The sequence below is a fragment of the Mesorhizobium sp. KR1-2 genome (genome assembly GCF_040045035.1).
In the GTDB taxonomy this organism is placed as follows: domain Bacteria; phylum Pseudomonadota; class Alphaproteobacteria; order Rhizobiales; family Rhizobiaceae; genus Pseudaminobacter.
In genome coordinates, this window is the sequence record NZ_JBDZDS010000004.1 from 285,107 (window position 1) to 298,411 (window position 13,305).

10 protein-coding genes, 2 tRNA genes and 1 pseudogene are annotated in these 13,305 nt (G+C 58.9%); 8 read left to right on the top strand and 5 right to left on the bottom strand.

What is annotated here, in order from left to right:
* Window positions 1-54 precede the first annotated feature (54 nt).
* Window positions 55-354, top strand: a complete 300-nt coding sequence (locus tag ABLE85_RS11050; protein ID WP_348792774.1) for a type I restriction-modification enzyme R subunit C-terminal domain-containing protein — start codon at window positions 55-57, stop codon at window positions 352-354.
* A gap of 450 nt (window positions 355-804) precedes the next feature.
* On the opposite strand, the gene ABLE85_RS11055 is transcribed toward ABLE85_RS11050, so the two are convergent.
* Window positions 805-1,407 (bottom strand): hypothetical protein, encoded by a 603-nt coding sequence (locus ABLE85_RS11055; protein WP_348792775.1) that lies wholly within the window; start codon window positions 1,405-1,407, stop codon window positions 805-807.
* A gap of 232 nt (window positions 1,408-1,639) precedes the next feature.
* Between ABLE85_RS11055 and ABLE85_RS11060 the strand changes: the two genes are divergently transcribed.
* A complete protein-coding gene (locus ABLE85_RS11060) occupies window positions 1,640-2,218 on the top strand; it encodes a recombinase family protein (protein WP_348792776.1) in 579 nt (192 codons plus the stop codon).
* Between the two features lie 462 nt (window positions 2,219-2,680).
* Here ABLE85_RS11060 and ABLE85_RS11065 read toward each other — a convergent pair whose 3' ends face one another.
* The 3 genes from ABLE85_RS11065 to ABLE85_RS11075 all read right to left on the bottom strand — a co-directional run bounded on the left by ABLE85_RS11065 (window position 2,681) and on the right by ABLE85_RS11075 (window position 6,011).
* A complete protein-coding gene (locus ABLE85_RS11065; RefSeq protein ID WP_348792777.1) occupies window positions 2,681-3,694 on the bottom strand; it encodes a hypothetical protein in 1,014 nt (337 codons plus the stop codon).
* 945 nt (window positions 3,695-4,639) lie between these two features.
* Complete coding sequence (locus ABLE85_RS11070; RefSeq protein ID WP_348792778.1) at window positions 4,640-5,626, bottom strand: site-specific integrase; 987 nt, start codon at window positions 5,624-5,626, stop codon at window positions 4,640-4,642.
* Between the two features lie 208 nt (window positions 5,627-5,834).
* The gene (locus tag ABLE85_RS11075; protein ID WP_348792779.1) at window positions 5,835-6,011 is read right to left on the bottom strand and encodes a hypothetical protein; all 177 of its coding nucleotides are present in this window, start codon (window positions 6,009-6,011) and stop codon (window positions 5,835-5,837) included.
* Between the two features lie 98 nt (window positions 6,012-6,109).
* Between ABLE85_RS11075 and ABLE85_RS11080 the strand changes: the two genes are divergently transcribed.
* The 5 genes and pseudogenes from ABLE85_RS11080 to ABLE85_RS11100 all read left to right on the top strand — a co-directional run bounded on the left by ABLE85_RS11080 (window position 6,110) and on the right by ABLE85_RS11100 (window position 11,329).
* On the top strand, window positions 6,110-7,687 hold the full coding sequence (locus ABLE85_RS11080; RefSeq protein ID WP_348792780.1) for an anti-phage dCTP deaminase: 1,578 nt from the start codon (window positions 6,110-6,112) through the stop codon (window positions 7,685-7,687).
* Window positions 7,688-8,118: 431 nt separating this feature from the next.
* Window positions 8,119-8,194: transfer RNA gene (locus tag ABLE85_RS11085), tRNA-Arg, on the top strand.
* Window positions 8,195-8,356: 162 nt separating this feature from the next.
* Window positions 8,357-8,479 (top strand): annotated as a pseudogene (locus ABLE85_RS11090) (type I restriction-modification system subunit M N-terminal domain-containing protein); the annotation flags it as partial.
* A gap of 205 nt (window positions 8,480-8,684) precedes the next feature.
* On the top strand, window positions 8,685-10,703 hold the full coding sequence (locus ABLE85_RS11095; RefSeq protein ID WP_348792781.1) for a S8 family serine peptidase: 2,019 nt from the start codon (window positions 8,685-8,687) through the stop codon (window positions 10,701-10,703).
* A gap of 544 nt (window positions 10,704-11,247) precedes the next feature.
* A tRNA-Arg gene (locus ABLE85_RS11100) sits at window positions 11,248-11,329 on the top strand.
* Between the two features lie 55 nt (window positions 11,330-11,384).
* Here ABLE85_RS11100 and ABLE85_RS11105 read toward each other — a convergent pair.
* Window positions 11,385-12,485 (bottom strand): fatty acid desaturase, encoded by a 1,101-nt coding sequence (locus ABLE85_RS11105; RefSeq protein ID WP_348792782.1) that lies wholly within the window; start codon window positions 12,483-12,485, stop codon window positions 11,385-11,387.
* Between the two features lie 66 nt (window positions 12,486-12,551).
* Here ABLE85_RS11105 and ABLE85_RS11110 point away from each other — a divergent pair, with 66 nt between their 5' ends.
* Window positions 12,552-13,223 carry a hypothetical protein gene (locus ABLE85_RS11110; protein WP_348792783.1) on the top strand — a complete coding sequence of 224 codons (672 nt, stop codon included), beginning with the start codon at window positions 12,552-12,554 and terminating at the stop codon, window positions 13,221-13,223.
* Window positions 13,224-13,305 lie beyond the last annotated feature (82 nt).

The following is a 13,305-nucleotide window of genomic DNA, read 5'->3' on the forward strand; positions in this document are numbered from 1 at the left end:
TGCCGAGTTGCGTGTTCTCGACGGGCTTCTACCATTTTTGCGGACGATGCCAATGTGGGGGCCGGAGATCTTCGACGTGGCTCTAAGGGCGGCTCCGCCGACGATCACGCGGGTGAGCTCCTCGGCGACGGCGCGGCAACGGCGGAGCAGATCGAGTTCATCGACATGGTGATCGAGCACCTGACCGAGAAGGGCACGATGGATCCGGGCATGCTCTACGAAAGCCCCTTCATCGACATCGCGCCGACCGGACCCGAGCAGGTTTTTGGCGAGCACCGCGTGGTGCGACTGGTAAAGGCGACACGGGCGATCAACGAGAGCGCCGTCGCAATGCGGCATGGGCAATCTGGTTGATGTCGACGCCTTAGGGAATGCTGCTGGTTGACTCTGGTGAGCTCGCTGGCGAGTCTCAGCTTCGTTGATGAGGAAAAGTGCGTCTGGAGGCGAGAGCGTGCTGGTGAGCTCCCCTGAGATCTCTGCTCGGCGTCATTTCGGCCGAGGGCGCTCACAAGCGCGCCCTCGATGTCTCGGATTCGACGGTGAGGTGGTGTGGACCGATTGCGTGCCAGGTCCAACTAGCCTCGTAGCCAGGGCTGAGATTTATGCCTGGCTTCCTCGCGTTCTTCGTCAGTGCGTTTTCATAGATCATGGGGCGCTCCTCCAGCTTCGGAACTGTGGCAATCGCAACCAGGGCGAAGACACCAAAGATCAGGCTAAGAAAGAACCAGCCCGTGCCGTCTCTGTTCTTCGTGCTCGCGATACATGCAGCGACGGGGCCTGTTGATCGAGATCGTGGTTCAGCAATTACCGAGCCTGAGCGCCTTTCTTGCTCTCCACGATTACGCGGAGTCGGCCATACCATTGGTCCAGGTCTCGGAGGATGGGCTGGATCTGCTGCGGATCGGCACCGGCGCCGGGAAAATCCAGAAAGAACAGCTCCTGGATCGGCATCATGAGGTCATTCGTGTAGAGCTTGATCGATAGCCTTTCGATCTTGCTTTGCTGGCGTTTGGAACCCGAGAGACCGCCGACGATAAGTCCGGCAGGTCCGAGGAGAAGGCCACCTGCCACGGCACCTACCAGCTGACTGCCGCGCTGTGTCTTGACCACCGAGGCACCGTCTCGGACGAGCTCGACGGCCATGAGGTCAGAAAATCCATACACCGATGGCCTGGCCTCCAGCTGTCTCAGTTTCATGGGATTGAGCAGCACCGCGATCTTTTCACGCTCGATGTCGATTGCGATCGCATTCTTGCACATCGAGGATTTGTAGCTGACGGCGGGTGTAAAGTCGGGGATAGCGTTGAGTTGCTCGTCCATCCGGCTCGAGTTTCCGGGCATGACGGACAAGATGAACACCACTAGCAACCCCAAGCCTATCAACGAGATGATGACCGAGATGCTCATGTGTCCCTCCGTCTGGCGATTTCAGTGAAGCGCCGCACAAAAGGGAACCCTTCCGACATAAGCGACCTCGCGGGGGGCGACTTTCTTAAGCGCTTGATTTTCTTCGACTGGTTCTAGCGGTCAACAGAAATCCCCGACCGCACAAAAGGGTTCCTTTCCGTCAAGGCTCGGTCGGGTATCATCTCCTTGAAAATGCACCGAAATCCCAATCCGTCGGTGCCAGCAGGTGAACATGAGAAAGATCGGATACGCCCGCGTCTCGACCAACGAGCAGAACCTCGATCTACAGCGATCGGCGCTCCAGGCGGCGGGGTGTGTCAAAATCCATGCCGACCAAGGGATTTCCGGCTCGGACTTCGAGCGGCCTGGTCTCTCACGGGCTCTCGAATGTCTGAACCCAGGTGACATGCTCGTCGTCTGGCGACTTGATCGGCTCGGCCGATCGCTAATCGACCTGATCCGGCTCGTGACGGATCTCGGCGGTCGTGGTGTCGAGTTCCACTCTCTGAGCGAGGCGATAGATACGAGCTCACCAGGAGGCCGGCTACTCTTCCACCTGCTCGCCGCCATGGCCGAGTTCGAGCGATCATTGATTAGCGAGCGGACCCGAGCCGGGATGGCAGCAGCCCGTGCGCGAGGGAGCAGGATAGGCCGGCGACCAGCAACAACAGCAGCCCAGCGTGCGGCAGCTCGTATCGCCATCGAGCAGAACAATGTTGCCGTAGAGCACGTTGCAGCTGAATACGGCGTCCATCCGCGCACCCTCCTGCGCATCCTGAGGAATGATCAGAACAGTAATGCAGCTGGTTGACTCACCGGCGTTCCCTGCTGGCGTTCGTGTGGCAGACGAGGGAAAGCGCGTTCAGCAGCCGACGCGCACCCGAGAGTTCTCCTGTGGCGCTACGTGGGGAACCGGTTCGGCAAAACAGTTCTCCATGCAATGCCGCGTTGCTTCTCGTGATTGGGCGGAGAACCGAACCGGGAAGCTCTCCTCGCTTGATGTCGACTCTTTCTATCCAGAAATGAGATGCTTCGCTTGGAGCCGCAGGAAAGGAAGTCTCTCCGGGGCGGGAAGGATTGGAAAGGGCCGGCGCGTCAGCGCCGGCGGCAAGGCCCGTAGGGCCGCGCAGGCGAGGGCCGCAGGCCCGAGTAGCCGGAGCATCAGCATATCTGTGACGCCAAGCTGTAACGCCGTGCCTAAGGTTATGTGTATCTTCTATTAGTATAAATACACGATATGATCGGCGCGGCGTTACATCTCGTTACTCTCCGGTTAGACGCGGTTTTCGGCAGGCACGAGACACGCCTTCTTATTGAGACGATGCTTCCGGACCCGCTCCCTGGTCTTCTCACGGCGGTTCAGAAGACGGGCATTCGCTATCGGAGAAACCGTGCCGTGCTTGCAGATCATGCGTTCGCTCACACTTGCTGCGATGACGCCGCACTTGGCCGCGAAAGGGCAGTTGGTGCATTCACTTGACGCGGGCATGTAGCTCGCAGGCAAGCCGAGACAGGCGGGTGCGAAAGCTATGGGGGGCAGATCGACCTGAGCTGCGGGCTCGAAGGAGCCATGGCGGCGACTGTGCCGAACTTCGGTGAGGACGCCCCGCCGATACGACCGTTCGACCTGAGCGAGCAAACGACGAAGCGGCAATTGGCGCCGTTCGATGCACTGCTGGCCGATCCGGTTCGACCAGGGCTTGTCGCTCGACAAAGTGTAGGTCCACATGAACTCCCGGAACTCTACCTGCGTCGGCAACCCTCGATCGTGCTCGAGGCGATACTGAGGCAGCTCCGAAAGCTGCTCGACCACCAAAGGCAGATGCTCCTCGAGATACTTCTCGATCTCACAGTTCCAAGCGTCCTCGGTGTTCGAGTTGCTGAACAGCTGGATCGGTCGGGGCGGGTTCTTCCTGCGCCGACGGCCGGCAAACTCGAAGCCGAAACGGATGATGAGATCATAGGGTAGGCCGCGTTCATCGGCCTTCTGCCGAGCGATCCACAACTGGGTGAACGCAGTGCACGGCTTCTCCGGAACATTAAGCGAGATGCCAGTCGCATTGCGGGCAAGCTCAGCATCGACATTGAACCGAAGATACTGCTTATAGCCCTCGCGATAGTGCTTCGCAAAGAGCAGGGTCGCTGCAAGCGGTGACATGAAACGATAGCCGAACCACTTCTGGCTGGAAAGAAACCGCTCGCGCGCGAGCAGATCGGGCATGATAAGCCGCGAGGCACTCGTTATATCTCGGAGCCACTTTTGCGCGGCGGTCTGCATGATGGGCATAGCTTCTCCTTCCGGCGCTAAACGCCAGTCTGAATGTTTGTGATGTCGAGCGGAGCCGCTCTTTTCATTCTGTAGCGAGAATCTTGCTGAACGGCAGTTGATTGTGCGCGACGGAATAGTGTTTGCCGTCTCTCAGGTGCTCGAGGGTTGGTCGACAGATGTTGTCTAATGTCTACGCGCACCGGGTTCTTGATGCCTGCCAGCGAGCTCCTCTGTCGATCTGGTTGATAGAGGAGGTTTGGTCCAGGGATCGCAGCGGCGCCAGAAGGCATCCCCGTCGATCACGTTGACCCCGTCTAGGACTTCCACTCATGTCTGCTGCTCGGAGTTTCCATCCAAGGTGGGCGCTACCGGACGACGCCTCGTTCCGCGCGAAGGAGGTTGTCCGGCATCCGAGCGCGAGCGCACAATGCGACCCGGCGTTTTCCGGCATCGTCCATGATGTCGAACGGCTATCCTCAGACGTCCGGTGATGGCTACCGTCGCGGGCGATCTCGCACCAGTTTGCACCACCCCTAGTCAGTGCTTTTCATCTGCTGCGGCTCAACGGGAGATTCGCCCGAATATGTATTGGTCCTTATGGCGCAAGGGCTCGCGGGAGTGTTGACGTAGGTTGTCTACCGAACTGAGGCCCTGCCAGGTATGTATTTTGCCCTTAGCATGAGTGCGTTGACGATGATCGCGTAGGTTTGCTCGCACGCCAAACGTAGAAGAGGCCGGCTATGTTGACACTTCGTGAAAAACGTCAAAACTGCTCATTTCTGTCAACATAACGTAAACGTTTGTCAACATACGGGTGTGTTTCGGCTCATTTGGACTGTGTTTTGTGGTCCGAAACAGAATGCGATGTTGACGTTCAGGCTCACAATCGTGCGCTATGTTGACAAATGTTGTCAAACTTATGCGGGAGTGACAACATAGATCTACGCGTAAGAAGCGAATTTCTTACCCGAGCCGATCAACCAGATCCTCGGCGCGCAGATGGCTATAGCGTTGCAGCATCCGAAGTTCCCGGTGACCCGAGACGGTTGCCACTTCGATCACGTTCCAGCCTCGTTCGAGCAGGCGGGTAACGGCTTCATGTCGCAGATCATGAAAATGGAGATCAGCGGATCCCGCTCGGTTCCGTAAATGCAACCAGGCTTGTCCGACGGCGCTTTTGGTCGTGGCGATCACCAGCTCACCAGTGCGGGTCGCTTGGAGCTCCGTCAGCACCGCAATCGCTCGACTGGACAAAGGCACGTCGCGTGCATCACCGTTTTTTGTCAGCGGCAGGTGCGCGATGCGTTTATCGAGATCGACGTTCGACCAGGTGAGGCTCAGTAGCTCGCCCTGTCGCATGGCGGTCTCGATGGCAAGAATGATCAGCGGGCGCATCCAGGGAGTTCGTCCGGCATCGGCCGCGTCGAGGAGTTTCTGTTCTTCACCGGGAGCCAGGCGGCGATCACGTCCACGTGGTGGCTTCGGTCGACGTATCAGCCGGCACGGGTTCTGCGGCAGGTGCACGCCCCACTCCTTGCGGGCGATGTCGATCGCGTGACCAAGTGAGTTGAGCTCCCGGATGACGGTCGAGGGTGAGACGACTGCTAGGCGCTCGTCTCGATACTCAGCGACGTGCTGCGGCGTAAGCATCGCCAGCGTGCGATGTGCGATCGAGCGCTTCATCATCGCCTTGATGCGATACGTCTCGCTCGACGCCGAGCGCTTCTCTGGCGTGATCTCGCGTAGGTAGCGCTCGAACATCACCCGGACGGTCATCTGCTCGGCAGGGCGCGTGTCTGGCAGGTTGCCGCAACGATCGAGCTCAGCTTCGAGATTTCGTGCCCATTTCTCGGCGTCGGCTTTTGAATCAAAGCTCTTGGCACGCGGGGCAATTCCTTTACGTCTGACCTGAGCTTGCCATCTGCCCCGCAATCGGCGGATCGTCGCCATGAAGCACCTCCTTGTTCTGTGCCTCATGACGCGTAGGACGCCCCCGGAAAGGGGCCAAGGAGCTTTCCCCGCCAGTGTGATCAGATTGTGCCGCTGATGACTATGAGCGCTGGAAAAGGGTTACAAGCCGCGTGCCGGCACCAGCGGGATCAAGGACTTCCGGATATCCCGAAAGGCGAGAGAGTGCTGCATTGTTCAGGCAGCTATCCTAAAGGTGGGCAGGGGCCTGAGGCTCTCGTGTATAGGTTTCTCGATTACTAGACTGGAAGTCTTCGAGTTTCTGCGGATCGAAGTTGAAGACGTGACTAATCCTGGAAGCGAGCCTGTCAGCGGCTTCACGAATGGCCGACACTTGCTCATCGCGCAGAGTCATTTGTTCGTTCATGTTCTTCTCCTCCAGCAGGCGATTCGTTCGTGTCACCATAGTTCGTAGGGAACTCTCAGGGCTAGTGGAATCAGTTAACTCCGTTTAGGTTCCCAAAGATGTCAAACTCGCGACTTATCGAGCATCCAGAATTGGTCTTTGGCCTTGCCGGCCCTCTCGGGGTCGATCTCGATGCGCTGAGTGACAGCCTCTCACACTCGCTCCGATCAGTTGGCTACCAAGCGGTTAGCATCAAGTTAACAGAGGAGATGCGTGCATACACTGCTGACATCCCTCTGCCCCAGTCCGGCGCGTATCATGATCAGATTGCAGCCAAAATGGACTATGCCACGGACCTTTGCCGGAAGTATGACGGTCCGTCCACAATGGCACTGATTGCTATCGACGCAATTCAGCGCCGAAGGGGAGAGCTGACAGGCTCAATAAAGATCCCCAAAGAGTCCACCGCATACGTCGTCCGACAGCTGAAACGCCCTGACGAGGTGACTCGTCTAAGACGAGTCTATGGGAAGCAGTTCGTCCTGATCTCTGCCTATACGGCAGTCGAGGAACGCTTCAACAGAGTCTTCGAGCGCATCCAGCGATCGATCTCTACCCGCGCATCGACTGCTGAGGTGAAGTTTGAGACGAACAAGATCCTGGATCGAGACGCAGATGAAGACGACATCAACGGACAGCACATACGAGACACATTTTACCTAGCTGATGTTTTCGTTGATGCGAACACGCGTCAGGACATGGACAGAACCATCGACCGGTTTGTGAAAGGTTTGTTCGGGAAAACTGACGTCTCTCCTACCAAAGACGAATACGGCATGTATGCCGCGAAATCAGCATCACTTCGATCTGCGGATCTTTCTCGCCAAGTCGGAGCTGCTATTTTCTCAGACGGTGGCGAGATAATTACTCAAGGATGCAATGAAGTTCCAAAAGCCTTCGGCGGGACCTACTGGGATCAGGAGCAGCCAGATTTCAGAGACGTAAAGCTCGGTTACGACCCTAATGAGGCACTGAAAAAGCAGATACTAAAAGAAGTGGTAGAGCGCCTACATGATGCAGGGATGCTATCAGACACCTGCAAGTCAATCGGGGCTGTCGATGAAATCGTCTCCGCGCTAACCGTGAAGGAAAAGGATGGCGTCGGAGCCACCATCAAGAAGGGCCCCTTGGTGGACGCTGCCATCATGGATCTGACAGAATACGGGCGAGTTGTTCATGCCGAAATGGTTGCAATTTGTGACGCGGCTCGCATCGGTAGGAGTGTTCGAGGCGGAACCCTATTTTGCACGACATTTCCCTGCCATAACTGCACTAAACACATAATAGCAGCAGGCGTCAGACGGGTCGTCTACATCGAACCCTACCCAAAGAGCAGGGCCCATGAGCTACATGGGCACGAACTCTCGATTGAAAGCGAAAGCCTCGATAAGGTTGCCTTCGTGCCCTTCATAGGTATCTCGCCCTTTCGTTATCGAGACATTTTTCAGAAGGGGCGGCGCAAGAACCGGGACGGCACTGCTATGAGTTGGATGGCGGGCTCGCCTTCCCCGATGTTAGATGCAGGCTTGGGAATCTACGTGGATACCGAAGTTGGGGAACTTTTGTCTCTAACGGGTTACTACGACGACAAAGAACCAATGGCTGAAGCAAAGCCATCTGCTGAGACAGCGGCATAATGTGGCTGAATCGTGCCGATACAGCCTAGCCCAGCAGGTGTTAATAGCCGCACAAGGTCCCAAATAGAGGTTCAGACGCTTCGGAGAGCAGCTTTCCCACGGAAGCGTCTGCCTACCAAAATATCCCATTCGCTAGATCTGAGCGCTGCCTAAGTAAGGCAGTAGCGGCGATGCTCTGTCGAGCGTCGACTTGGCCGATGGGTGGCAGGGAGTGGCGAAATAGTGCCGTAGCGCTGAAGCTGGCTCAGGCGCGTGAACTGAAATCTTGGGAGGGTAAGGTTCGGACTTTCTGCCGAAAGATGTCCCGCGGTCACTTCGGAGGGCAGCGCTCTATCCAGCTGAGCTACGGGTGCCTGGCCGAAGCTGAAGAATCGCCTCGACAGAAATCAGTCGCTGGCCGACCGATCCCGCGCTTCATAGCCGATGCGTTCGCAGGCATCAACGGGGAAATGGAGTCGCGCTGTCCTCCGAAGGCAGAGATCACGGGTTCGAAGCCTGTCGGGTGCGCGCCGGGGCTGTGCCGGAGGCAGCCGTCCGGTGCCTGATCGGAGATTGCGCGCTGTGCCGCCAGAGTGCCGAGGCAATTTGCTGCGTTCCTGCGCCTTTTTGATCAATGGCATGTCTGGCTTATGGTCCGGCCGAACGAATAGTCTCGATTCGAGGAATTGCATGATCACAGGTGAACTCCGCTCGAAGGTCGATGCCGTATGGAACGCCTTCTGGGCGGGCGGCATCGCCAATCCGATCGAGGTGATCGAGCAAATCACCTGCCTGCTTTTCATGCGTGGGCTGCTGCTGGCCCCGGCGCGCATCCTTGCGCGTGCGCTTGGCCTCGACCATTCCGAGCGGCTTGCTGCCATCCGGCCAAAGAGGTAAGGGTCGGGCTGGGGCTATTTGGGTTCGGCGGCCGTGACAGATGGCAGTGGTCTCTGCATCTTTTGCTGGCTCTTAGCAGCGCAGTTACCATCATCTTGTATTCTCGCGAGAACACTGACCGATGCACGCAAATTCGATTCCCGTAAGCCGCCTGCTGCTGCTCGCGGTAACCACGTTGGTATCCAGCAAGGCCGCTCTGGCGTCGGACGGGCCCTCGCTGTGGGGTCTCGAAATGGTGGGGCGAAACTATGCCCTTGAGAAGGGATACAGCGGCGCGGGGGTAAAGGTCGGCGTCATGGACGAAGCGGCGCGCTACACCCATCAGGAGTTTGCCGACCGATGGATGGGTGGCTTCAATGTCGATGGCTCGCCCTATGGCCCGATTGCTCCGCACGGCACCCACGTATCTGGAACGATCGCGGGAGAGCATGTCGGCGTTGCTCCCGGCAGTCTGCTATATGGCATCAACTGGTCCGTCCTTAATGGCGACACCGGTTATGCCAACGGTTACCGGTGGGGCCTTGCGCAGGGTATTCGCCTCTTCAGCAATTCATGGGGGCTAAATCTCATCGATCCTGATACCGGGATTAAAAGAAGTATCACGATCAACGACATCTCACGCGAAGATCTCGAGAGCGGCCTGCCGCAAACGCTCAGCGCATTGGTTGATTCAGCCGTCGCAGGAAGTGTCCAGGTCTTCGCGACCGGGAACGATGCAATGATTCAGCCCGGTATTTTGGCAAGCCTGCCATACTACTACCCCCAATTGCAGCCGCACTGGATCGCCGTGACGGCTGTCGGACCGACAGGCGTTCTGGCCAGCTACGCGAACATGTGCGGTGTCGCTGCGGCCTGGTGCATCGCGGCACCCGGGGGAGACGGATCGGGCGACGACGGAATTTGGTCGGCGGGGCCGAACAGCGACGACTATTACGTGTCGATGGACGGAACATCGATGGCAACGCCACATGTCACAGGCGTGATGGCCATCGCCGCGCAGATGTTTCCAGATGCCACCTATTCGCAACTGGCTCAACTGGTGCTGCAGACGGCCACAGACATTGGCGAGCGGGGCATAGACCCTGTTTATGGTTGGGGCCTGCTCAATCTTCGCAACATTGTCGACACCCTCGAGCCGGCGACCGGCGACATCTTCGCCGGCGCGGCCTGGTCGCGGTTCACTGCAATGGATCGTGTCACTCAGGTCATGAGAAACCGGCTCCAGGCGCCGACTGGCTACGACAGCAACGCAACATCGACCATTGCATTCTCGGACGCGGGGCGCACACCAGCGGGACCGAGCGGCTGGCTGACACCCGTCTATGGAACCGCATCTCTGGCAGCAAGCGCATCGTTTTCGGCGCATGACAGCGAAACTGCCGGCCTTATCGGCGGCATCGATCTCATCGCCGATACGGAACGGCAGTTCGGCATCGTCGGTGGCTTCACGCACGCCCGGCTGACCACCACTGGCAAGGACAACTCCGCAACGGCCACCAATGTTCACCTTGGCGCCTATGGCAGGTGGGCCGCCGGTGGCTGGTTCGCTGACGGAACCGCGCAATTTGCACACTTCGACCAGTCGATCATCCGCCGTTCGATTTCCGGAGCAACGGGCACCAGCGTCGCGCCGACCGGCGGGTCGAATGTCACCGGTCTCGGAACGGAGGTCGGCTTGCGTGCTGGTCACCGCTTCGAGTTGGACGACCTAGGATCCCTTTCTCCCTATGCATCGATTACGACGCGATGGCAGCATGCAAATGCGGCAAGCGAAACCGGCGCCGGAATATTTTCCTTGACCGTGCCGTCGGCCGAATACGTGCAGATCGAGGCCGGTCCGGGCTTTCGCATCGAGTCCACGCCGATTGCGTTGACGCATCATACGCTTCGACTGGCGGGAGATATTTCCTACACCCGGCTGGCGGGCGACAGGAACCTCCATGTTCCCGTCGAACTTTTCGGACGCACGTTGGACGCACGCACTGGCGCCCTTGGAGGCGATGTCCTACGCCTTGCTGCAGACGCCAATCTGACTTCCGCAAGCACCACCGGGATGAATTGGTTTGCCGCCTATGATGGCGCATTCCAGAAACGCGCGTCGTTGCACACGGTGACATTGGGCGCCCGCATGCGGTTTTGAATAGTCCCTTAGCAACTCCGTTTACGCGCAGCTTGTTCTGCCGGGTCGAATGGCTGGGCGCCCTTCAGCAGGGTGACAAGCTGACCTTGGCTGTGCATGCCGGTCTTTTGAAAGATGCGCTCAAGATATGTGCGGGCGGTGGCGAACGGCGGAGACCGCAAAGGCCTTCACCGACTGGGCCCTGCGGATAAGGCGACAAGGATTTTGGCTTCACCGTAAAGAAAGTCATGCAACGCCATCGCACGCAGACTGTCGTGAGCGAAAGCGCGACGGATGCCGATCCAGGCTGTCGCCGGAGCAAACGAGGACGCGGCCAAAATGTCCGCCAAAGTGGCGAAATAGTGCCGCAGCGCTGAAGCCGGCTCCATCGCACGAACTGAAATCCAAGGGAGGTAAGGTTCGGCCTTTCGGCCGCAATGTGCCCCGCGGTCACTTCGGAGGGCAGCGCTCTATCCAGCTGAGCTACGGGTGCCTGGCCGAAGCTGAAGAATCGCCTCGACAGAAATCGGTCGCTGGCCGACCGATCCCGCGCTTCATAGCCGATGCGTTCGCAGGCATCAACGGGGAAATGGAGATGTGCTGTCCTTCGAAGGCAGAGGTCACAGGTTCGAAGCCTGTCGGGCGCGCTGAGGCCGTGCCGGAGCAAGCGGCTGAGCGCGTGCCCGGCAGGGCGCGGGGGCCCTACGATCGCGCTTCTGCGAAAGAGACAAGGCGGCGGCGCCTTTCGTCCCAAAGCGCGAGATTGATGCTGGCCAGGCTCTTGCCGAATGTGAGCTTGACGCGCTCGCTTGCCGCGCGGAGCTCTGCGCTGTCATTGAAGCATGCCTGCAATCGATAGAACGGAACGCGGCTGCAGAGATGATGAATGTGGTGCAGGCCGATCGAGCCGGTGATCCACTGCGCGGCGCGAGGCAGCACATACCAGGAGCTGCCGCCAAACGCGGCGACATGCAGATCCCACGCGTCGCCCTTGTCCCAACGCGTCTCCTCGAACTGGTGCTGTATGTAGAACAGCCAGCCGCCGGCCCATGCGCCCATGACCACCACGGGCAGCACCGCAAGCATAGCCGCCCAGCCCGACAGCCAGACCAGCGCGCCATAGAAAGCGACCAGCGCCAGATTGAGCCCGCCCGCGCTGCGCCATGCGTCCACGCGGGGTATCGCGTCGTTGTATGGAAGCCGGTGCACTACGAGAAAATAGAGCGGAACACCGAGAACGATAAGGACCACCGGATTGCGGTAGATGCGATACATCAGCCGTTGACGGGTGTTCATCGCCTCGTATTCGGCGACCGTCCTGGTGTTGATGTCGCCGATGCCGCGCTTGTCGAGATTTCCCGAAGAGCCGTGGTGGGCCGCGTGCGCCTTCTGCCAAAGCGTGTAGGGGGTAAATGTAAGCACGCTGAGCGAGCGCCCGATCAAGCGGTTTGCCAGGCGCGAACTGGTGAAGGAGCCATGACCGCAATCGTGCTGGATCGCGAAAAGCCGGACCAGAAATGCCGCGCAAGCCGGAGCCAGCAGCGCCACCAGGGCCCATCGCCAGCCACCGAGCAATGGCCCGGCATAGGCGGTCAGCCAGACCAGCGTCGCGGCGATCGTCAGGAAGGGGGCGAGCGTGAGGGCCAACTCGACTGTCGCTCGACCGTTGTCGGGATCGCGAAAGCGCTGGCAATGTGACACGAGCCGACGAACGAGTGCCCTTTCGGCCGCATGATCGACTGTGAGGGGGACACTGTCTGCAGGAATCGGGTCGCCCTCGCTGGACGGCATCAGCTGGTTCATTCGGGCTTCGACCTTCTTGTTATCAATTGGCGCACGCGTCGCGCACCTGTCATTAAGGCGCTGCAGATGCGATGGCTAGTAAAACCGCTGTGGCAAATTGGCATCGATCTCGCCGCGGTTGCCGCTGCGATCCGGTGCGGCTTCGATATTGCACGGAAAGCGCTGCGTTGTTACCGCAGCGGCGGCCGTTTCTCAGGCATCAACCAAAACACTGGTGGATTATCAGAACAAGCCGAGAGACGACCGCGTGGCCATAGGGCACATTCTTATTGGTTACGCCATGCCATTTGGCACCGAGACCTTTTGATCATGTTTTTTTGGCCTGCGCTTCATCTATCTGAGCCTTACCCTTGCTGCCGGACCGGCCTTGGCGCAATCCGGCAAGGCCTTGCCTTTTGGGCTCGACCTGCCGCTTCCGCCGGTCGCCACCGCAATGCCTCCAGCTCGGCTCCGTCTGAAGGTCCGCCACTTGGCGAGTACTACTGCGACTATGGCGGAACGGGGCGTGGGCAGGTTTACGGTCCAGGGCGGGGCTTTTATCTCCTGGAAGGCGGCCGCTACCACGCCGAGGATGATGAGATCGGGACCTACACCTATGACCCGGCCACCGGAACAATTGCGTTCAGCGGTGGGTTTTTCGACACTATTGATGCGATTGGAGAATTCAAGGGCGGCTCCTACAATCAGATCGACATAGCCCCCGCAGATGGCGTCTACACCTTCTGCAGCTTGCAATAGAGTTGCTGCAGAGCGGGTTCGACGTCCTCACCGGCAAGGCATGCCGGCGAGCCCGCTTCCACAAGGTCCGGTCGATGATTGT